Genomic DNA, 19,446 nt, shown 5'->3' with positions numbered 1-19,446 from the left:
ATATTCTGTTCAAATATTTCGTGTTCTCTTAACTCATAAACCCTTAACTCATAGACTCATAAACCCTTAACTCATAGACTCTTAACTCATAAACCCTTAACTCACAAACCCTTAACTCATAAACTCTTAAAGACTCTACTGTTCCTTATAATGGAAAGTCAAGCCTCCATCTACGTAATACGTTGAGCCAGTTACATATTTTGCATCATCAGACGCTAAAAATGCTATAACCGCTGCAACATCTTCGGGTTCGCCCAAACGAGCCAATGAAATATTATTTTGAAGAGTAGCCAATAATTCTGGTTTACTTAAAAGGTCAGCATTTATAGGAGTTTTAATGGCCCCTGGAGCTACGTTATTGATTCTGATTCCCAATGGAGCCAATTCTACCGCCAAATTTCTCATTACCATTTGCATACCGCCTTTACTGGCACAATAAGCCGTAAAATTTGGGAAAGGCAATTCTTCGTGAACCGAACTATTATTAACAACCACACCAGCACGATTATTTTCCTTTACGTACTTTACAAATGCTTGCGTCAAGAAAAACATTCCTTTCAAATTGACATCCATCACAATATCATATTGTTTTTCAGTTACTTCCCAGAACGGAGCGTTGATTTCAACACCTGCATTATTAACTAAAATATCTAAAGTCCCGAAAGTCGCAACAGCTTCGGCAACCATTGCTGTAACTGCATCGACATGAGAAATATCCGCTTGTATAAAATGAGCTTTTGCTCCTGTTGCTTCTACCTGTCTAACCGTTTCTGTGGCGTTATCATCATTTCTTAAATCATTAATTACAACACTTGCACCTTCTTGTGCAAGTCTAACGGCGATGGCCCTACCAATACCTCTTCCACTACCAGTAACTAAGGCAACTTTCCCTGTGAATCTTCCCATGTTTAAAATGTTTAATAAGTATTCGTTAAGAATTAGTTGATGTTTGGCTATGTTTCAATGACCTGATTAATACAGCGTTTCAACACTAATGCCAACCCCTAAATTCAAATCTTTACTTAGTTTGATTAATTTTAGAGTAAGTTTAATCAAAAAAAAAGATATTCTTGTTCTGAGAATGTTATTTCTTATCTTCTTTTAAAGGCTAAGATTAATTCAGTGCCATGATAAACAAACATTCTATTGCCTTCAATTACAAAATTCTGCGAAAGAGGTAACAAATCGAAAAACGCTTTTTCTTTATCAGTCAAATTACAAGCAGACTTTGTACTACCAATGTTTTCAAAACGTACCCGATTTTTATCCAAGTCTCTTAATGTGCCAAAATAACGATTGCAGGGACCTTGTCCGAACACTTTCTTTTGGGCAAAATCCATTGTTAAAGTTGCTTCAAAACCTTTAGCTTCCAGTCCGTTATTTTTAAAAATAAAATCTGTCAAAATCCACTCTGTGGCTCGGCTTTTATTAGCTGGCGGAGTGGGTGTAACAGGAGCAATACTACTGGCTATATGGTTAGACTCCATCGCTCTTTTACTAATTACTTTTTTCAAAACATACTTTACAAACGAACCATCAGTCAGACCTTCTGGAACATCCACGATTTCAATAAGTAATTGATATTCATAGCCTTGTTCGTGTTTGAAGCCCTCTATTTGGTCATAGAAATATTCCCAACTTTTCTCAGGCGAGTTCTTCACCATCATACATTTGCCTTTTCCATCGCCTGTACAATCGACGGTTTTAGCACCTACAAATAGCTTTCGATACGGAGATTTGATTTTTAATTTAGGAGATTTCGTTGGGGTAAAGCACAAGAAGATAGCACTCAAACAAATTAATAGTTTGACTTTCATACAATTTTTATGGGTTTTTAAAACTTACTTAGTGACCCCATAAAACGAGCAAAAATGATGCCTTTTGTTGATTGTACAGAATAAAAAGAAAACCTCAACTTGTGGTTGAGGTTTCTTAATCATGGTTAAATAGTTATTATGAGAGGAGTTGTAAATACACTTAGAAATTCAAAAAAATATTCGTTTATAATAAAAATCAAGATTGTTTTTGGAATAATTATTGAATCTTAGAATATGAGTATTCTTATATTGTTCATAATTATGTTACAAAGATAATTTTATTTCATGAATAAAATATAACTTTCTTAACTATTTTTTTCACTTTATGGCTATTTTTTTGATTAGCTTCACGAATGGAGATTTGTTTAAACGAAAAAATCCTTTCTCCAATGAAGAAAGGATTTATGGAAATATCCAAAAACAATCTCAAAAAATTAAATATTTTGATAGTCTTTTCAGACTAATGAATGTTAAGAATAAAAAAGAATGGTTTGAAGACCATTGCTTGAATTTGGTATAATTTGTTGATGAAGTTGTGTCGTCATTTTTCAAAATAACATTTCAATATTAATTCAGAAGTGTTAATTTCACTAAGAACTTATACCTATGAGATGTTGCGTAGCCGTCGAGAATCTCCTGAAGTTTACAATATTTTAGTGTCTTGATGAAAAATGATACTTCGATAATAATACATAAAATGGTAAGTCCAAATGTTTTTTTGTTAAATTTTTTGAAGGTGCAATTTTTTCTTAAAAACATTCTAAAACAGAGTGTAGTTTGTAGTAATATTTTAATAAAAAGTATAACTGTGTAGAAAAGTTGATTTTAACTTATTAAAACGCTTAATGATTTATGAAAATAATCATAGGGTCATTTATGAGCATATTTACTCAAGAAATCTTAGAAATATAACAAGCATTTTTCTCAAGTTTAAAATTGTATTAAATTAAGAATTAAAAAAGAAAATTTTATAGCATTTATAACAATTAAATAGAAAGATTATGAGCATTCAAGAACCAAATTTAGAGCAATTACGCTACCCAATCGGGACATTCAAAAAACCAGAAATTATCACCAATGAAACATTACAACAATGGATTGCTGATATTGAAGCTCTGCCAGCATTGTTGAGCAAAGCGGTTGAAGGTTTGACAGAGGAACAGTTATTATTGCCTTATCGTCCAGATGGGTGGACGGTTCGTCAGACTATTAATCACGTAGCAGATTCTCATGCCAATGCTTTCATTCGTTTTAAATTGGCTTTGACCGAAAACACCCCGACTATAAAACCTTATGAAGAACATCTTTGGGCTGAACTGGAAGATGGTAAAAATGCACCCATCGAATGGTCATTGACAATGTTGGAGGTGATGCACAAGCGTTGGGTAATGTTGTTGAAATCAATGACTGATGCACAATTTGAACACCAATTTATGCACCCTGAAACCAAGCATTTGAATGCTTTGCGTACTGTAACAGGAATGTATTCGTGGCATGGAAAACACCATACTGCTCACATTACAGAGTTGCGTAAACGAATGGGAATCTAAAATATTTTTGCCGATTACTCATTCAAAAACATAAAACCTAACCAGAATACGTTATAAAAAAGAACCCATAAAAATAGTAATGAAAAAATCTATCAATTATAAACTAAACCAAGAGAAAAAACGGCGTTTGTTGCCGTTGTTCTTTATGATATTTTACTTGTTCTACAATCCTTGTTTTTCTCAATCGTTTTTCTCGAAATTATTCAATAGCGACGGAACAAAACGCAAGAGTTTGTATGAACGCCATTCGGATATTTCGTTTGGTATCGGTACATCAACTTATTACGGTGACCTTGCCCCTTATAACCGTCCGATACAATCAACTCTCCAGAGTGTTAGGTGGAATGTAGCATTTGGCTATACTCGCCATTTTAATCCACATTTTAGTGGTCGATTAGGTTTGACTTGGGCAAGAATTTTTGGCGATGATAATAAATTTGAAGGCATTGCAGGACTTGAACAATTGTATATGCGTAATGCTCATTTCAGAAATGATGTGAAAGAATTATCCTTTTCGGGCATCTATAATGTTATTGCAGAGTCACGTAGTTATCGTAATCGTCCGCAGTTAATTCCTTATTTCTTTGCAGGAATAGCGGTTTTTCATCATAACCCTGTGGCTAAAGCACCAACAGATTATGCAGGTACAGAAGCATTTCCAGGAGAATGGGTAAGTTTACAGCCGCTCAATACAGAAGGACAGGGATTGACGGGTTATACCGACCAACCTTACAATTTGGTAAACGTAAGTATTCCGTTTGGAGCAGGACTTAGATATAAAATCAATAGAAATGTTGATGTAGGCTTTGAGGTTGGTGTGAGATATACTTTTTCAGACTACCTTGATGATGTGGGTGGATATTTTGCCAAATCTTCAGATTTATCAGCAGTGAGTAGTTTATCAGCAGCAATGGGACACCGTGAAAATGAATTAATTGCAGCCTATTCAGGTAAAAATCGTGAAGCATTTATCCGTAATTATTATGGAACAAGGGTTAATCCTGCTTATATTGACCCAAATTTAACGCCAGCGAATACTTTTCCTGAATTAGATGGAACAATTGGAGGGGTAAGAAATAGTTCTTCTAAACTAAATGATATGTACGTACTAACGAGTTTTAAGATTATTTATCATATTGCTCCAAGTATAAAATGTCCTGTTATTAAATAGGAAATTTGCCAAATGAATGATTTTAGGAGTCTATTTAATTAAGCACTTGATTATAAGCGTTTTGTTAAAGGTTTCTAAAATCATTCATTTTTTTGTGCGTTTCTTTCATCTAAAAAACTCAATTCTAATTTGTCATTGTGCTTGGTTTCTATTAATTTAGTTTAATCACCATTTATAATATGCAATGTCAAAAACCGTGGAAGTCGTAGCAATTGATTTAGAACAGGAAAGAAAGGAAATCCTCAAACGGTACAGAAAATTACTTCATACCGCTCGTCCATATCTTCAAGATGATGATGCCAAATTAATAAAGAAAGCCTTTTTGATGTCAGCAGATGCCCATAAAGAAATGAGGCGAAAATCTGGCGAACCTTACATTTATCATCCCATTGCCGTCGCTCAAATTTGTGTGGAGGAAATTGGTTTGGGTGCTACTTCCATTATGTGTGCCTTATTGCATGATGTAGTAGAAGATACTGAAATAGAATTGAGTGAAATTGAAGGACTTTTTGGGAAAAATGTTGCCAAAATCATTGATGGACTTACCAAAATTTCAGGTGTTTTTGATTACGGAAGCTCACAACAAGCGGAGAATTTTCGTAAAATGCTCTTGACGCTTTCGGATGATATTCGTGTGATTTTGATTAAACTTGCCGACCGTCTTCACAATATGCGAACATTGGGGAGTATGGCACGTGATAAACAACTCAAAATTGCTTCTGAAACCTTCTATTTGTATGCTCCATTAGCTCACCGTTTAGGTTTGCACGCTATCAAATCAGAGTTAGAAGATTTGTGTTTGAAATATACCGAACCAGAAGCATACAAAGACATTGCCCGAAAATTAAAAGAAACCAAAACATCAAGAGAAACTTTCATTCAAAACTTTATCCGTCCAATTGAGAAAGATTTGAATGAAATGGGTTTTAAACACATTGTAAAAGGTCGCCCTAAATCCATTTATTCGATTTATAATAAACTCAAAAAGAACAATACGCCTTTTGAGGAAATATACGACCTTTTTGCGGTTAGAGTAATTTTGAATGTACCGACGGAGCAAGAAAAAGCTGCTTGTTGGGCAGTTTATTCGATGGTAACAGACCATTATAAACCCAATCCTGACCGATTGAAAGACTGGATTTCTAACCCAAAATCAAACGGTTATGAGTCTTTGCATACCACCGTTATGGGGTCGGGTAAGCGTGGGCGATGGGTTGAAGTTCAGATTCGGAGTACAAGAATGGACGAAATTGCAGAGAAAGGTTTTGCCGCTCACTGGAAATACAAAGGTAATGATACCCGAACTAATACTGCTTTCGAGTCGTGGTTGAGCCAAATTAGAGAAGCTTTAGATAATTCGGATAAAACTCAATCAGCCGTTGACTTGGTAGATGATATTCGCAGTAGTTTATACAACGAAGAGGTTTTTGTTTATACGCCAAAAGGTAAATTAGTGGTTCTGAAAGACGGAGCAACCGCTTTAGACTTTGCCTTTGAAATTCATACCGAAGTAGGAGCAAGGTGTATTGGAGCAAAGGTAAATAACCGTTTAGTTCCTTTGAGCCATAAACTCAAAACGGGTGATATTATTGAATGTATGACTTCGCCAAAACAAAAACCGTCGGAAGATTGGTTACAGTTTGTGGTAACCACCAAAGCCAAGTCACGCATTAAAGATTATATCAAAGAAGCCAACAAATCGCACGTCATTATGGGGCGTGATATGGTTGAACACCGACTCAAAGTTTTGGGGATTTCTCCACTTACTTTGGAGGTTACAAATCAATTACGAGCCTATTTCAACGCCAAAGATTCTAATGATTTATTTTATCGTTTTGGAAAGGGATATTTGCAATTAGATGAGTTAAAGCGTTGGAAGTCAGACCGTGAAGCACACGAACGTAAGCAAGAAGCAAAGGCAATAAAAGAACCTTTGACGGATACCAAGAGTATTACGAAAGAACTGAAAAAACTGCACGGAGATAAGAAAAATGCTGACGGAATTTTGATTGGAGAAGACATGGATAAGGTAGATTATACCTTAGCAAAATGTTGTAATCCAATTGCAGGTGATGGTGTTTTTGGTTTCGTTACGATTAATGAAGGTATTAAAATTCACCGAACGGCTTGTCCAAATGCTACTGAATTATTGTCTCGTCATGGAGATAGGGTTATTAAAGCTTTCTGGACGAGTCAAATACAAATGTCGTTTGTGGCACATTTAGTGATTCGTGGGACTGACCGTATGGGACTCATGAGCGATGTAACAAGAGTTATTTCACAAGAACTAAAGGTAAATATTCAAAACCTCTCTATTGGCGTAAAAGAAGGAATTTTTGAGGGTAAAATAGCTTTGATGGTAAGTGATACAAGTCATTTAGAAACTCTTGTAAACTTGCTTGAACAAGTAGAAGGCGTAATTGAAGTGGAAAGAGAAGAATAGTGGTTTGATGTTCGTTTTTCGATATTTGATGTTGGGTAATTGTCTGACATCAAGTTCCGAAAAACGAACATCGTCTATTTATAAAACTCTCCAAAGTGCCATAAAACCCCCGCAGGGTCGTGTAAAAAACATTCTCTACCCCAGTCATAATTGATAATTGGAGCAAGACGAACTCCCTCATATTTACTGCTTAAATCTAAAGCTGAAAGTTCATTCCAATAACGGCTTACGTCGTCAACTTCCATGAAAATCATAGAATTGTCAATCCAATCTTTCACGTAAGCATCTTGTAAATAAAAGCCCAAAGTCTCCGTTTTGAAATAGGACATATTATTCCCTAAAATCACTTCTTCAAAACCTAAATCACGGTAGAAGTTGCATGAAATTTCAAAATTTTTTGCTCCAATAAATGGTCTGATTGATACTGCTTTATGTTCCATTTTGTTGTTATTTTGGATTTTACTCGTAAATTTATTGAAAAAGTAGCATCTTTCTAACTCATATTTTAGCTTAAATTTAGTTTGAAAACTCAAGATAGAGGACTACAAGAAGGTATTTTGAATCAGTAGAAATTATGCAGTAGTTTTCTAATCATTTTCTTGAAGTTAAAATGAAAGAACTCTAAAATAAAATTGATTGTTGTATTTCAAGTAAATAATTTCTCTATCTATCAAAAATTGATTTAATTTGTAATACATAATAGAATTAGTCCAAATTAATAGTGAGTCGGGCTAACATTACCACAAAGAATGCAATCAAATTCAGATTCTGTTAAAAAAATATTTACGGCGTATCTTGAGAATAAAGGACTTCGTAAAACCCCCGAACGCTTTGCTATTTTGGAGGAAATATATTCACGTGATGACCACTTTGATGTTGAAGAATTATATATTTCAATGAAAAATAAGAAATATCAAGTCTCACGTGCAACAGTGTATAATACGTTGGATGTATTGGTTGAGTGTGACTTGGTAACGAAACATCAATTTGGACGTAATCAGGCTCAGTATGAAAAATCGTATGGTCGTCGTCAACATGACCACTTAATTTGTACTGATTGTCATCATGTTACAGAATTTTGCGACCCTCGTGTACAAGGAATTCAGAATATGGTAGGGGAAATGCTCCAATTTAATGTGATGCACCATTCCTTAATTTTTTATGGTTCATGTACCAAAACGGACTGCGAACATAAAAAAGCAATGTTGGCAGAACAACGGGAAGTTGCTTAGATAATTCAAAAAAAAGAACTGTAATGGCAATCATTACAGTTCTTTTTTTTGAATTATTATTTACAGACTAAAGTCTGTGTTACTAAATTAGAATGATTTTGCGATGTTTGTAAATTCACGAGATTTCAATGAAGCTCCACCGATAAGTCCACCATCAACGTCTGGACAAGCAAAAAGTTCTTGTGCATTTTTCTCATTACAACTTCCACCGTATAAAATAGAAGTATTGTCTGCCACTTCTTGACCGTACTTTGTAGCTAAATGACCTCTCAAAAATGCGTGCATATCTTGTGCTTGTTGTGAAGAAGCAGTCAAACCTGTACCGATTGCCCAGATTGGTTCATAAGCAATAACTACCTTGCCAAATTCTTCAGCAGAAAGATGGAAAAGACTATCTGTCAATTGAGAAGCTACAAACTCAAAGAAACCTTCAGCCTGACGTTGTTCCAATGTTTCACCACAACAGAAAATAGGAGTCAAATCATTTTCCAAAACGATATTTACTTTTTCAGCTAAAACTTCATTGCTTTCGTTGAAATATTGACGACGCTCAGAGTGTCCCAAAATAACGTGAGTTGCTCCGATTGATTTCAACATTGAAGCTGAAATTTCACCTGTATAAGCACCAGAAGCCTTGTTTGAACAGTTTTGGGCTGCAATTCCCATGTTGGCAACCGCTTCAGTATGTTTTTGTAAAGTTGTCAAATACAAAGCAGGAGGTGCAATAATTACTTGAACATCAGAATTAACTTCGTCCTTAACCATGTGAACCACTTCAGAAGCTAAAATCAAGGCTTCTTCCATTGATTTATTCATTTTCCAGTTTCCTGCAACAATTTTCTTTCTCATTATTTTTTGGTTTTATTTATACAAAATTATAAACGACAATCTTTAATTCCGAATCTATCTTGAAATTTTCGGTTTTGAGTAGGTTTGAAGTTCGGATTTCGATGTTAGATATTCAGATAACCGCTTAATTTAAAAGCCTTGCAGAAAAGATTTCTACAAGGCTTTTGATTATTTGGTGATTAGTTATTGGTAATTAGAAAAGGGTAAAATACCAATAACCAATTCATTATATTTTGTGAAATTACCCGATATATTTGAAAATCTATTAAAATGTATCGAGCATCAACTTACAAACATCGAAATTATAATTCTTTTTTCACTGCGTAATCGTCTGAGATAATTTTGAAAATATAGCCTGAAATCCACGCTACGTCACCACCTTTGATGAAGTAAAAACGCTTTTGAACACCGTCACGAGCGTATTCTTTCATTACTGTTTCTAAAATGGTAGCTCCCGCAATGATGTCTTGATTATTATATAATTTGGTAGTAATCAATTTTACATCTTCTTCTGCAATTTGTTTTACGATTGGGTCAGCGATTTTTCCAAAGTCAGGGTTAATCAATTCTTCGTAATTTGATACAGACATCTGACGGAATTTTTTTACATCATCCAACGAAACTTCTACTGGACGACCAATAATTGCAGCACGTTCTGGGTGTAATAATGTGTTCATCACAAAGGCGATACCTCCTAATAAATATACATTTTTACGGTTTTTCAAACCTACACGACGATTCATTTCGATTGCCATTTCTTCACGAACAGCTACGATTTCGTTATCAACACCTGCAATATATCCTTTGATGTCAGCATCTGGGTATTTCGTTTTTACAATTTTACCGAAAGCTTTTGTTCCGTAAGGAAAGTTAACTGCTTCAAATTTTGAACGGTTTAACAAATATCCACCTTTTACGTTACCACCGCCAATATCCATGATTGAAGATGATAAGTGTAATTCAGGAACAATCATTGCCAATGCACCGTATTTTGCTTCATCTTCAAATGAAACTACGTCAACTTTTAGACTTGGATTTTTAACGGCATCTCTGATAGCCGCTACTAATTCTGCTTCTTTACCTGGAGCTTTGTCAGTTGCTTGTTTCAATCCGCTACTCATAACCACAAAAAGGCGGTCAGAAACTACTGAATTTTTTACGGTTGCTGTGTCAATCAAATCTCTAACGGCTGCGGCAGTTTCTTTGATTGAAGCGGCAGACAAAGCACTTGGTTCAGTATTGATTGACATACTTTTTCTCAAGTTATAAGTCAAGCCTTTTTTAGGAGAAACTGAAACGCCAATGATACTTAATTTAACGCCTTTTGAGCCAATGTCGATACCAGCAAAAAGTTCTTCAGTATCTTTCAAACCTGCCATTAATTGCATAAGAGCTTTTTCACTCATTGCCATTTTAAGCGAACGATAAATGTCAATGGCTTTGCTGAAATTACGAGATGCTTCAAGGATATTTTCTTGGTCACGATATAAAAAACCTAAGTTTTCATAAGCTGCTGCTTCCCAATATTTGTCTTTATTTCTTACAACGTTAAGTGCTTTATTGAGGTATTCTTCGGCTTGGTCGTACTGTTTTACTTCACGTAAGGTGTTGCCAGCTTTAATGTATTTGAGGGCTGTGTTGAAGTCTGCCGTAGCTTGAGCGAAGCCTGATGCCCACACAAACATTCCTAAAAGAAGGGTAAGGAGTAATTTTCTCATGATTTGGGTTAATAAGGAATAATTTAATTTGAAAAAGTATAATTGATTTTACACAAAATCTTCAACTCTATGATAGGAGTTGTATTATTTGTTATTTGTTTTTTGATATAAAGGTGAGCTTGTATTAGCAGGGTCTATATCGCTAAGCGTATCTTTTCGGATAAGATTAGACTTACGTCCTTTGGTTTTTGCTTTTCCTTTTTTGGCAGTTTTTGCCTTAGTTTTTGTCGGAGTTGGTTTTTGAACTACCGATAAATTGGTGGCTTTAACTTCCGAGAAAAAACTCAAAGAAAAAAAAAGAAATACTGCTAAAAATAGCGAAGATAGTGAAAAAAGAGCATTGTGGTGTGTATTTTTACGAACGGGTAAGTCAGTAAAAAAAGAGTTTTTTTTAGGGACGGGTTTCATTATATTATGATTATTAGCGATTAAATACTTGAATAACAGATACTTGTTTTGTTACGAAAGTAGTTATTGTACCTTTTATAAGCAAAAAATGTTCCAAAGTTTTATAAAAAAAAGGTTTGAATCATTTGTAGGCGTAAAAATTAGTATTTATTACCTAAAGCTTGAGGCTTCGTTGCACAAAATAATGATGGATAAATGCAGAATTTAATTGCAAAAATATCAGTTTGTTTGGTTTAAGCAACTTAATATATAAAAAGGGAAGATTCCATTGATGAAATCTTCCCTTTTGTATTTGGCATTTGTATTGATAATCAAATACTTATTGCCCCATTTTATTAACAATTTCTTCTGAAATTCCTACACCGCTGAAACCTCCGTCATGGAAAAGGTTTTGCATGGTTACTTTCTTCGTTAAATCAGAGAATAATGTGATTACATAGTCTGCACACTCTTCAGCAGAAGCGTTTCCTAATGGAGACATTTGTTCTGCATATTCATAAAAAGCATTAAATCCAGAAATACCAGTACCAGCAGATGTTTTGGTAGGCGACTGAGAAACGGTGTTTACTCTTGTTCCGTTTTTCTTGCCATATACATAACCATAAGAGCGAGCAATAGATTCTAACATTGCTTTTGCCTGTGCCATATCGGTATAATCAGGGAATGAACGTTGAGCGGCAATATATGATAATGCTACAACTGAACCGTTATCATTGATTGCGTCCATTTTGTCAGCAACTTGCAACATTTTATGGAATGAAAGAGCTGACACGTCTAATGATTTTAAAAACCATTCGTAGTTCAAATCACCATAAGGACGGTTTTTACGGATATTGGTACTCATACCGATTGAATGTAAAACAAAGTCGATTTTCCCACCAAGAGCCTCCATTGAGCCTTCATAAAGTTTCTCTAAATCTTCTACGGAAGTTGCATCAGCAGGAATAATTTTTGCTTCACATTCTTCTGCTAATTTATTGATTTCGCCCATACGCATGGCTAATGGTGCGTTAGTGAGCGTAATAATAGCTCCTTCTTCTTTGGCACGTTGAGCTACTTTCCAAGCGATTGAGTTAGCATCTAATGCTCCTGAGATAATACCTCTTTTTCCTTTTAAAAGACCGTATGACATTTTGATTTGGGATTTTTAATTTCTAATTCGGGATTTTAAATATCTCCCAAATTATTCTTTTTTGTTACAAAAGTACATAGATTTTACAAGAAAAAACAAAAAAGTCGCTTGCTGAAAATCAACGAGCGACTAATACTTAACCAAAACTAAAGTAATTATAAAGACTTCACAGTGAGGTTTCCTGAACTTACTTTCAAGTTTATAGGAATGCCACCACCATTGAGTGTTCCTTTGATGTAGTTTTTCTCGGTATTTCCCTGAAAATGATTCAAAGGACTAACATTTATTTTGTTAGCAGCCCAATCTAAGGTCGCACCTTTATTCATGGGCATTTTTACGTTCATACTTCCTGATGAAACGCTCAAATTTAATGATGTTCCTAATTCTAAAATTTCTGCATCAATACTTCCTGCACTGGTAGCGGCATCTAAAGTTCCACGAATTTCACTCAAAACGATGGAGCCACCTGATGTTTTCACGATAGATTCCCCTCTTAATTCGGTTGCTTTGATACTTCCGCCTGAGGTGATAGCACTGGTTTTGCCTTTTAAATTATCTAAAGAAATACTTCCACCAGAAGTTTTTAGGTCGATTATCCCATCTAAATCAGTAGCAGAAATACTACCGCCAGAAGTAATAAGGTCAATATCTCCCGTACAATTTGTGGCAGAAATACTTCCTCCAGAGGTTTTTAGGTCTATTTTATTCTTACAATTTGTTACTGAAATACTACCTCCTGATGTTTTTCCAACGGCATTTCCAGCAATTTCTTTCACACTAATACTTCCTCCACTGGTACTTAAATCTGTCGTTATTTTTGTTGGAACAAAAGCTTTAAAAGCAATACTTAGTGATTTTTTGCCCCAATTATTGGTTTTATTTTTTGAAAAAGCAATGAGCGTATTACCATTTTGTGAAATCGTCAATTCGTAGTTTTGTAAACGTTCTTCAAGTTCTTCTTTACTGATTTCTTCTTTCCAATTATTCCCACGAACATACACTTCGATTTTAGCTTCGGATTCGTTTGTTCCCGTTACAGTTAGGCTTCCGCCTGAAGTAGTCATTTTTAAATTTTTGATAGCATTTGCCGAAAAGGTCTTAGTCATGTAAGGTTTATCACCATCTTTTTGGGCTATTACCACACAGGTTGTCAGTAGAATTGCGAGTATTATATTAAGCGTTTTCATATTGTTGAAGGGTTTAAATGGATAAATCTGGATTCTATTTTTAATAGATGCCATTATTGAGGAAATTGTTGCATTGTTTATCGAATTAAGCTAATCGCCCATCTAATAAGTTCACAATTCTGCTTCCGTAAGTAGCATTTTTTTCTGAATGTGTTACTTGTATAATCGTTACGCCTTCTTTGTTTAGGGCTTGAAACAATGCCATGATTTCTTCGCCTTGTTTAGAATTAAGGTTTCCTGTTGGTTCATCTGCCAAAATCAAATCTGGTTTGGTAATAACGGCACGAGCAATACCTACCAATTGCTGTTGCCCACCCGAAAGCTGATTAGGAAAAAGGTCTTTTTTGCCCACAATATTGAAACGGTCTAAGACATCAGCCACCATTGCTTTTCGTTCTGACGAACCAAAGCCATGATATAGTAATGGTGTTTCGATGTTTTCATAAACCGTCAATTCATCAATTAAATGGTATGCCTGAAAAACAAAACCTATGTGTTTTTTATAAAGTTCGGCTCTTTGCTTTTCCTTGATATTGAGTACACTATTGCCAAAAAAAAGATATTCGCCTTCGTTAGGGTCGTCCATCATGCCCATCACGTGCAAAAGAGTAGATTTGCCCGAACCCGACGGGCCCATGATAGAAATGAATTCACCTTTTTGAATTTCGAGACTTATATCACGCAAGACAAATGCACGATTTGCTCCTGAGTTGTACCAACGGAAAATATTTTTGAGTTGTAGCATTGTTTAGAAAATATTTAATCACAATCATTGAAGTAACATTATACTTCAATGATTGTAAAGATTGTGCCAAGAAGTTAATCGGTTGATTGTTAAATATTTGAAAGGAATTGTAGGAGGTAGAACTGTTCGTTTTTGATACAGTTTCGTTCGATAATGGACAAGGTTTTAGAATACAGACAAGGCAGTTTGTACTTCGTAGATTTCTTCACTTACGCTTACCTTTTTTGACATTTTGATTAAGTCTTCTAATAAATTCTTCAAGAACTTCTGATGACTTTCTGACTTTTCGTTGAAAGGACGGTGATTGATGGCACGACGAATTTGTTGCCATTCGGTCATGAAAGATTTTAAATCATCATCAAAATAAGTTTCGGCAAATTTTTCAAAAATGTATTGCTCTGCTACTTCGTTTGGATGAATTAAATCTGCTTTATAGAAACGATAATCACGTAAATCATCCATCATTATTTCATAAGATGGAAAATACGTAATGTCTTCATAATCAGTAGTTAAATAATGACAAGCAGCGATTAAAATGGACTTTGATACCTGATTCTCAGGCACACCATCTTTGGTATGTCTCACGGGCGAAACCGTTAGAATAATCTTTAAATCTGGATTTGCGTCTTTCAGTTCTTTGTATAAAATGGCAAAGGATTTACAAATATCTTTTACACTCAATAAGTTTTTTTCAAACAAATTATTGGGCATTTTATGACAATTGGAAATATAAGTTTGTGGATTTAGTAGTTTGTAGATAAATGCCGTTCCGAAGGTGATAACCAAGTGATTGGTAGTCGGTAGGAGGGAGTTGATTGCATAAATGGTTTGATTGATTTGCTCTTGTAAATTCTCCTTTGAATTACTTACAAATTGAGAATGGAAATCATAATTAAACCATAATTTTTGATTTTCCACAAATAATCTTTCATCTGCTTCTCGGTAAGATGGCGATAAAATTTTGAAAATGGAAAGAGGATTGAAAAGTGTCCCAAATGGATTTACTAATGTATCTAATTTGTTTTCTCTCAATTGGTTACCAACGACATCCGCAAAGCAAGAACCCAATGTTAGAATTTGAGAATCAAGCGAAATATGATGTTTAGATACTGGAATCGGAAAGGTTGTTCTGAAATTTTGCATTATATTTTTTGTAATTACTTAGCTACTACTTCCAAGTATATTTGATTATGTCCAAAAACAAAAAAAGGGATAAAAGAAACGTTACTTCCTTTTATCCCTTTCCGTATTGCTGTTTTTTATCTTTCTTTTACTAAAAACGCTAAAGTATCAGCATTTACACCTGTAAAAATACCAAGTCCGTTGGTAATAGTAGTTGGCGGTGTACTGATATTTTGAGAGGTCGTTCCTGAAGTATTATAGAGAGCTGCATAGTCTGGATTTACCTTCAAAACGACGATGTTGTATTTTCCAAAATACTCAAATTGTTGAGAACGCAAACGTGTCGCAGTTCCTTGTACGGGCTGACTTCTAAAACGACGATTGAAATCTGTAACCGTTGTTGAGCTTGAAGTTGGCAAAGTAACCACTAAGTCCAATTTAGATTCAAGGTTATCGGCAACCACAAAATGATACTCATTATTTGGGTTTGTCCAAGATAAATTAATGTCCACATTTTCGTCCAAATCTCTTCCAAAACCACCAGTTGATGTAATTACTTGGCGAGTTCTCACGATTGATTTTATGTCAGAAGCAACCCCTGTTGGTTTTGTAGGGATTATAGTGCTTGCTGAAACCGTTTTTCCGTTATAATCAAATGATAGACTGTAAGTTACGCCAACTTTCAATTTGACATTACTGTCAGATACATAAAGCGTATCTTGAAATGGTTTCAAAGCATAAGAAGAACCATCTGTTCCTGTAACTTTGATGGATAAACCTGCTATAAAAGTTTCTTTATTTGCCAAGTCTTCGCTGTAAGCAATTTCCTTCTTTACTTTTAAAGTAATCGGTTTATTTGGAATTAAATATGCTTCAACAATTGCTTTTGCTCCGCCTGGAATGGAAGTCGAAACTTCTTCACAAGCAGTTAAAACACCCAAAGCCAACGCAAAAAGTAGCGTTGATGCCATGAATTTTATATATTTTGAATTTGATTTCATCTTTCGTATTTCAATTATTTATTATTGCTTGCTGAGTACACATCAGAGATAATAAATTCAGACTTATTTAACTGATAAACTATCTAAATTTATACGTAAACGTAATATTTGGTGTAAATCCAAGATAGTTTACATCCGTGATTGATAAGTAACGTTCGTTGGTTGTAGCATCGGTAACAGTTTGGTATTTTTTATACCACACATTTGTACGAGCATACAGATTATAGATTGAAAGTCCGATGGTACCATGTGAATAATTATAAGTAGCTGATACATCTAAACGGTGCGAATCAGGTAAGCGGTTACCGTTGGTTGTTGACGGGTCAGTGAAATCTTTAACAGTACCATCTAATAGTTTCACGGTATAACCACCCACAATTGAAGTATATGGCTTGCCTGTTGCAAAAATCCATGTAGCTCCTAAATCCCAACGACCTAATTTATAAATATTGACAGACTTAAATTCGTGTCTTACATCAAAATTGGAAGGAAATGGGTCTGCCGAAAATTGCGTTATTACTTTATCCGACTGAGCCAAAGTATAACCTACCCAACCTGTATAATCTCCAAATTTCTTCTGAACCAAAAAGTCAATACCTTTTACTTTTCCTGTACCATTAAAGAAACTTTCGCTTGCTAATAACCCACGACCAATTTGTGGAGCAAAGCGAAGTGTATAGCGAGTATCGTTTTGAATGTCTTTGTAATAACCTTCTACGTCAAAAAGATAGTCATTCAATTCGTAACTAAATCCGAAAATATAATGTGTTGACGAAGTAACAGGTAAGTATGAATTATTGGCTAACACCCAGAAGTTACGGCTACCGTTGGTGATGTCTTCACGCTCAACTTGTTTAGCAAATTGATTATAAATACCCCAAGCTCCTTTAAACTTCAAGCGGTCATTAACGGCATACGATGCTGATAAACGTGGTTCAAAATAGGTCTTAGCAGTTGGGCTAAAATATGACATTCTCAAACCGCCTTTCAATGCTAATTGCCCCAACTTTAATTCATCTTGTAAATATGCAGAAATAAGATTTCCTCTGTCTCTTTTACCAATAATTTCAAGTGTATCGTTTTGGCTGTAAGAATAATCAATGGCTAATTTGTTAGCTTGAATACCAAAAAGAACGTTATTGTTAGACGATGTTTTATATTCTACGTCAAATTTTGCTGAGAAATCAGTCAAATTATTTGATTCCAACGCTCCAAATTTCACAGTACGAGTTTCCGTTGCAGTTGTAAAAGTTGATGAATTTGTGTTATCTCTGTTGCTGAAGAAGTTTGAGTAACTTACGAGTGCGTTGGTGTAAAGTTTATCACTCCAACGTTTTGACCATTTCAAACTTGACCCTGTATTTCCCCATTTAGAAAGGTCGGTATTACTAAAACCACCCGTTCCTCCAAATGGCGAAGTGATGCTTTGAGAATTATCCAAAACGTCATCACCATTATAAAAACTCAATGAAATATTTTCGTTTTCAGAAGGTTTGAAAGTTAGTTTTCCGTTCAAATCATAGAAATATGAACTGGCAGTTTGAGAATTAGTTGTTTGACGACGGAATCCAATTCCTCCTGTTTGTGCCGTTGAATTATTGAAAGTGTCAAAGATTTTATTGTAAAGAGGTCCTGCCCATGAGCGTCTGCCTGCCACCGAGAATGTTAATCTTTTATCTTTATTCACTGGTCCTTCTGCCCAAATATTGGCACTCATTAAGGTGATGTCTCCACCAAAATTTCTTTCACGTTTGTTACCGTCTTTACTCGTGATTTCTACTACGGAAGAAATACGTCCCCCAAATTTAGCATCAAAGCCACCTTTGTAAAGCTGAACATCTTTGATTGGATTTGAGTTGAAAGCTGAGAAGAAACCGTAAAGGTGGTCAACGTAATAAACCGTGAATCCATCATAAAGTACCAAATTTTGGTCAGGCGTACCACCACGTACATACAAACCAGAAGATGATTGATTGGCAGCACTAATACCTGGCATTAATTGGAATGAACGGAAAATATCTTTTTCACCGATATTTGGCAATTTAGCGATATTTCGAGGAGTCATTTTAAACATACCGATTGTTTCGGCAGCTTTTAGCACTTCTGTTTTTTCACCTTTAACAACTACTTCGTCTAATTCTGAATTATCAGGTTCCATTTCAATCGTTACGCCATTAATGGGTGCATCGGGAACAAGTTTGATAGTAGTTGTGATGTAGCCAATATAGCTCAAAACTAAAGTTGTGGTATCACTCGGAACTTTCAATAAAGTAAAATATCCGTCCACGTTACCCTGTGTACCCGATTTATTACTTTTGATTGAAATATTTACGAAAGGTAAAGGCTCTGATGAACGAGTATCAATAATACGACCCGTGAAGGTAAAGTTGAATTTCGTTGGCGATTTTACAACTTGTTTATTATTAACAATCGCAATTTTGGGACGTTCTGTTGGAACTGCTACCACACCTGTTGATGGCGTATTTGGCACAGTCGGTGCAGTAATAACGGGTACATCACTGGCATTTCCACCATAGTAAGTTCCGCTATTATAGCTACTTTTTACGTAAACTTTCTGAGATTTTGGAATAATGTTTACGATTTGATTATCATCCACATAGAATTTCAAACCTGAGCCTTTTAAAAGCCCCTTCATTCCTATTTCCAATGACATATTATCAAACCAATAACTTGCATAAACTCCTTTAAGAATGCTTGGTTCGTATTTGAATTTAGCTCCTGTTTTAGCTTCTAAATCCCCTAAAATTTCAACCAACTGTCGATTATTATAAAATTCATCTTTAATAGTTATCCCCGTTGAGGTTGTCACCTGCGAGAACCCCTGCAATGAGCATATAAGAAAGGTGGTTAATAGAAAAAGTTTTTTCATTTACTTATTTTTTAAAAAGAATACAAAGTTAGGGCAATCTTATCAAGAAATTGCCATTTGCTTGTGTAATACTGAACTGGTGAAAGGTTTTCTATTAATAATACACCGAATTTTGGGTAAATATTGTGGAGACGTAACGTTAAAATTTGTTAAAAGCAAAAGAGAGCAAAATATTTTGCTC

Annotated in this window: 16 protein-coding genes; 4 read left to right on the top strand and 12 right to left on the bottom strand. The window is 35.0% G+C overall.

Translation table 11 applies throughout. The annotated features are described in order from the left end of the window. Positions 1–135: 135 nt before the first annotated feature. Together VB796_RS09305 and VB796_RS09300 are read right to left on the bottom strand one after the other, a co-directional pair. Positions 136–906 (bottom strand): glucose 1-dehydrogenase, encoded by a 771-nt coding sequence (locus tag VB796_RS09305; protein WP_323346254.1) that lies wholly within the window; start codon positions 904–906, stop codon positions 136–138. Positions 907–1,091: 185 nt separating this feature from the next. Continuing rightward, complete coding sequence (locus VB796_RS09300; protein ID WP_323346253.1) at positions 1,092–1,817, bottom strand: DUF4377 domain-containing protein; 726 nt, start codon at positions 1,815–1,817, stop codon at positions 1,092–1,094. Between the two features lie 1,001 nt (positions 1,818–2,818). On the opposite strand from VB796_RS09300, the gene VB796_RS09295 reads away from it, so the two are divergent. The 3 genes from VB796_RS09295 to VB796_RS09285 all read left to right on the top strand — a co-directional run bounded on the left by VB796_RS09295 (position 2,819) and on the right by VB796_RS09285 (position 6,981). Continuing rightward, on the top strand, positions 2,819–3,367 hold the full coding sequence (locus tag VB796_RS09295) for a YfiT family bacillithiol transferase (RefSeq protein ID WP_323346252.1): 549 nt from the start codon (positions 2,819–2,821) through the stop codon (positions 3,365–3,367). Between the two features lie 79 nt (positions 3,368–3,446). Next, positions 3,447–4,538 carry a DUF6089 family protein gene (locus VB796_RS09290; RefSeq protein WP_323346251.1) on the top strand — a complete coding sequence of 364 codons (1,092 nt, stop codon included), beginning with the start codon at positions 3,447–3,449 and terminating at the stop codon, positions 4,536–4,538. A gap of 184 nt (positions 4,539–4,722) precedes the next feature. Then, positions 4,723–6,981, top strand: a complete 2,259-nt coding sequence (locus VB796_RS09285; protein WP_323346250.1) for a bifunctional (p)ppGpp synthetase/guanosine-3',5'-bis(diphosphate) 3'-pyrophosphohydrolase — start codon at positions 4,723–4,725, stop codon at positions 6,979–6,981. Positions 6,982–7,055: 74 nt separating this feature from the next. Here the strand turns inward: VB796_RS09285 and VB796_RS09280 are convergent, their stop codons facing one another. After that, entirely contained in the window at positions 7,056–7,421 is a 366-nt protein-coding gene (locus VB796_RS09280) for a glyoxalase (RefSeq protein ID WP_323346249.1), read from the bottom strand. Between the two features lie 309 nt (positions 7,422–7,730). Between VB796_RS09280 and VB796_RS09275 the strand changes: the two genes are divergently transcribed. Beyond that, the gene (locus VB796_RS09275; protein ID WP_109743416.1) at positions 7,731–8,213 is read left to right on the top strand and encodes a Fur family transcriptional regulator; all 483 of its coding nucleotides are present in this window, start codon (positions 7,731–7,733) and stop codon (positions 8,211–8,213) included. A gap of 87 nt (positions 8,214–8,300) precedes the next feature. Here the strand turns inward: VB796_RS09275 and tpiA are convergent, their stop codons facing one another. The 9 genes from tpiA to VB796_RS09230 form a co-directional block, all read right to left on the bottom strand. Beyond that, positions 8,301–9,062: a triose-phosphate isomerase gene (gene tpiA, locus VB796_RS09270; protein ID WP_323346248.1), complete on the bottom strand. Its 762-nt coding sequence runs from the start codon at positions 9,060–9,062 to the stop codon at positions 8,301–8,303. Positions 9,063–9,364: 302 nt separating this feature from the next. Next, complete coding sequence (locus VB796_RS09265; protein WP_323346247.1) at positions 9,365–10,780, bottom strand: tetratricopeptide repeat protein; 1,416 nt, start codon at positions 10,778–10,780, stop codon at positions 9,365–9,367. An 84-nt stretch (positions 10,781–10,864) separates the two neighbouring features. Beyond that, positions 10,865–11,188 (bottom strand): hypothetical protein, encoded by a 324-nt coding sequence (locus VB796_RS09260; protein ID WP_323346246.1) that lies wholly within the window; start codon positions 11,186–11,188, stop codon positions 10,865–10,867. Positions 11,189–11,507: 319 nt separating this feature from the next. Continuing rightward, positions 11,508–12,320, bottom strand: a complete 813-nt coding sequence (locus tag VB796_RS09255) for an enoyl-ACP reductase FabI (RefSeq protein ID WP_323346245.1) — start codon at positions 12,318–12,320, stop codon at positions 11,508–11,510. A gap of 155 nt (positions 12,321–12,475) precedes the next feature. Continuing rightward, positions 12,476–13,507 (bottom strand): hypothetical protein, encoded by a 1,032-nt coding sequence (locus VB796_RS09250; RefSeq protein WP_323346244.1) that lies wholly within the window; start codon positions 13,505–13,507, stop codon positions 12,476–12,478. An 85-nt stretch (positions 13,508–13,592) separates the two neighbouring features. Continuing rightward, on the bottom strand, positions 13,593–14,252 hold the full coding sequence (locus tag VB796_RS09245) for an ABC transporter ATP-binding protein (protein ID WP_323346243.1): 660 nt from the start codon (positions 14,250–14,252) through the stop codon (positions 13,593–13,595). A 165-nt stretch (positions 14,253–14,417) separates the two neighbouring features. Further along, positions 14,418–15,395 carry a GSCFA domain-containing protein gene (locus VB796_RS09240; RefSeq protein WP_323346242.1) on the bottom strand — a complete coding sequence of 326 codons (978 nt, stop codon included), beginning with the start codon at positions 15,393–15,395 and terminating at the stop codon, positions 14,418–14,420. Between the two features lie 116 nt (positions 15,396–15,511). Beyond that, positions 15,512–16,345, bottom strand: coding sequence for a hypothetical protein (locus tag VB796_RS09235; protein WP_323346241.1), 834 nt, complete (start codon positions 16,343–16,345; stop codon positions 15,512–15,514). A gap of 109 nt (positions 16,346–16,454) precedes the next feature. Continuing rightward, on the bottom strand, positions 16,455–19,265 hold the full coding sequence (locus VB796_RS09230; RefSeq protein WP_323346240.1) for a TonB-dependent receptor: 2,811 nt from the start codon (positions 19,263–19,265) through the stop codon (positions 16,455–16,457). Between the last annotated feature and the right edge of the window lie 181 nt (positions 19,266–19,446).

This window comes from Arcicella sp. LKC2W (assembly GCF_034931005.1).
Taxonomy (GTDB): domain Bacteria; phylum Bacteroidota; class Bacteroidia; order Cytophagales; family Spirosomataceae; genus Arcicella.
Note: the sequence above shows the minus strand (reverse complement) of the source record. Positions and strands in the feature narration are given on the sequence as shown.

Excerpts from the sequence above, each read along its gene's own strand:
- VB796_RS09305 (WP_323346254.1), bottom strand. The coding sequence starts at position 906 with ATGGGAAGATTCACAGGGAAAGTTGCCTTAGTTACTGGTAGTGGAAGA.
- VB796_RS09300 (WP_323346253.1), bottom strand. The coding sequence starts at position 1,817 with ATGAAAGTCAAACTATTAATTTGTTTGAGTGCTATCTTCTTGTGCTTT.
- VB796_RS09295 (WP_323346252.1), top strand. The coding sequence starts at position 2,819 with ATGAGCATTCAAGAACCAAATTTAGAGCAATTACGCTACCCAATCGGG.
- VB796_RS09290 (WP_323346251.1), top strand. The coding sequence starts at position 3,447 with ATGAAAAAATCTATCAATTATAAACTAAACCAAGAGAAAAAACGGCGT.
- VB796_RS09285 (WP_323346250.1), top strand. The coding sequence starts at position 4,723 with ATGTCAAAAACCGTGGAAGTCGTAGCAATTGATTTAGAACAGGAAAGA.
- VB796_RS09280 (WP_323346249.1), bottom strand. The coding sequence starts at position 7,421 with ATGGAACATAAAGCAGTATCAATCAGACCATTTATTGGAGCAAAAAAT.
- VB796_RS09275 (WP_109743416.1), top strand. The coding sequence starts at position 7,731 with ATGCAATCAAATTCAGATTCTGTTAAAAAAATATTTACGGCGTATCTT.
- tpiA (WP_323346248.1), bottom strand. The coding sequence starts at position 9,062 with ATGAGAAAGAAAATTGTTGCAGGAAACTGGAAAATGAATAAATCAATG.
- VB796_RS09265 (WP_323346247.1), bottom strand. The coding sequence starts at position 10,780 with ATGAGAAAATTACTCCTTACCCTTCTTTTAGGAATGTTTGTGTGGGCA.
- VB796_RS09260 (WP_323346246.1), bottom strand. The coding sequence starts at position 11,188 with ATGAAACCCGTCCCTAAAAAAAACTCTTTTTTTACTGACTTACCCGTT.
- VB796_RS09255 (WP_323346245.1), bottom strand. The coding sequence starts at position 12,320 with ATGTCATACGGTCTTTTAAAAGGAAAAAGAGGTATTATCTCAGGAGCA.
- VB796_RS09250 (WP_323346244.1), bottom strand. The coding sequence starts at position 13,507 with ATGAAAACGCTTAATATAATACTCGCAATTCTACTGACAACCTGTGTG.
- VB796_RS09245 (WP_323346243.1), bottom strand. The coding sequence starts at position 14,252 with ATGCTACAACTCAAAAATATTTTCCGTTGGTACAACTCAGGAGCAAAT.
- VB796_RS09240 (WP_323346242.1), bottom strand. The coding sequence starts at position 15,395 with ATGCAAAATTTCAGAACAACCTTTCCGATTCCAGTATCTAAACATCAT.
- VB796_RS09235 (WP_323346241.1), bottom strand. The coding sequence starts at position 16,345 with ATGGCATCAACGCTACTTTTTGCGTTGGCTTTGGGTGTTTTAACTGCT.
- VB796_RS09230 (WP_323346240.1), bottom strand. The coding sequence starts at position 19,265 with ATGAAAAAACTTTTTCTATTAACCACCTTTCTTATATGCTCATTGCAG.